This window comes from Methylobacterium sp. WL6, from assembly GCF_008040095.1.
Classification (GTDB): domain Bacteria; phylum Pseudomonadota; class Alphaproteobacteria; order Rhizobiales; family Beijerinckiaceae; genus Methylobacterium.
In genome coordinates this window covers 1-1,554 of sequence record NZ_VRVH01000544.1, presented here as the reverse complement: position 1 = coordinate 1,554, position 1,554 = coordinate 1, and the positions used below count along the sequence as shown (strand labels likewise).

The 1,554-nt window shown below is 76.5% G+C and carries 2 protein-coding genes; both read left to right on the top strand.

The window, feature by feature from the left end:
- On the top strand, nt 1-1,204 hold a 1,204-nt coding region (locus FV230_RS28195; protein WP_147844704.1), incomplete at its 5' end, for a 3-deoxy-D-manno-octulosonic acid transferase.
- Nucleotides 1,204-1,554, top strand: a 351-nt coding sequence (locus FV230_RS28190; protein ID WP_187275661.1) for a tetraacyldisaccharide 4'-kinase, incomplete at its 3' end; no start/stop codon positions are given. The genes FV230_RS28195 and FV230_RS28190, both read left to right, overlap by 1 nt.

Sequence of the window (1,554 nt, the reverse complement as noted above, 5' to 3'; positions counted from 1 at the left end):
GGGCAAGGAGGACCCGACGCGGCTGCCCGAGCGCCGCGGCCTGCCCGGGCGGGCGCGGCCGGTCGGGTCGCTGGTCTGGATGCACGGGGCCTCGGTCGGCGAATCGCTCTCGCTGGTCGGCCTGGTCGAGGGCATGATCGCCCGCGGCTTCTCGGTGCTGGTCACCACCGGCACCCGCAGCGCCGCCGAGCTGATCGGCGCGCGCCTGCCGGCCGGCGCCGTGCACCAGTACATGCCGCTCGACGCGCCGCGCTGGGTCGAGCGCTTCCTCGACCATTGGCAGCCCGACCTCGCCCTGGTGGCCGAATCCGAGATCTGGCCGAACACGGTGGTGGCGCTGCATGCCCGCGCCATCCCGCTGCTGCTCGTCAACGGGCGGATGTCGGAACGCTCGTACGCGGGCTGGGCGCGCGCGCCGCGCACGGCGCGGGCGCTGCTCGCGCGGATCGCGATCTGCCTGACGCAGACGCGGGACGACGCCGAGCGCTTCGTGCGCCTCGGCGCGCCGCGGGTGAGCGTGGCGGGGAACCTCAAGTACGACGCCGCCGTGCAGCCGGCCGATCCGCAGCAGGTGGCCTATCTCGGCGACATGATCGGCGACCGCCCGGTCTGGGTCGCGGCGAGCACCCATCCGGGCGAGGACGCGGCGGCGGCCGAGGCCCATGCCGCGCTCAAGGGCCGGTTCCCGCGGCTCCTGACCATCGTCGCCCCGCGCCACCCCCATCGCGGCGGCGAGGTGGCGGCCTGCGCCACGGCGCAGGGCCTGCGCAGCGCGCGCCGCTCGGCAGGCGGGCGCCCGCACCCGTCGATCGACCTCTACGTCGCCGACACGATCGGCGAGCTCGGGCTGTTCTACCGCCTGAGCCCGCTGGTGTTCCTCGGCGGCTCGCTGGTGCCGCATGGCGGCCAGAACCCGATCGAGCCAGTGCGCCTGAGCAGCGCCGTGCTGCACGGGCCGCACACGGAGAACTTCACCGAGGTCTACCGCGCCCTCGATGCCGGAGGGGGCGCCGCCGCGGTCGCCGACGCCGCCGAGCTCGCCGCGACGCTGGCCGACCTGATGGCCGCCCCCGACCGCATCGACGCGATGACCCGGGCCGGGCAGCGCGCCCTGGTGCCGTTCGAGGGCGCGGTGGAGCGGACGCTGGCGGTGCTCGACCCCTTCATCGCCCAGATGAAGCTCGCCGCCTTCCATCAGGGCTGATGCGCCCGCCGCGCTTCTGGCAGGACGGCCTGGACCATCCGGCCGCACGTCTGCTGGCGCCGCTCGGGCGCGCCTACGGCCGCCACACCGCCGCCCGCATGGACCGGCCCGGCGCGCGGGCGGAGTGCCCGGTCCTGTGCCTCGGCAACTTCACCCTCGGCGGCGCCGGCAAGACCCCGAGCGCGATCGCCCTGGCCGCGCTGCTGCGCGACCTCGGACGGACGCCCGCCTTCCTCAGCCGCGGCTACGGCGGGCGCCTGCCCGGGCCGGTCCTCGTCGATCCCGCCCGCCACGGCTGGCGCGACGTCGGCGACGAGCCGCTGCTGCTCGCCCGCCGCCACGCAGAGGCG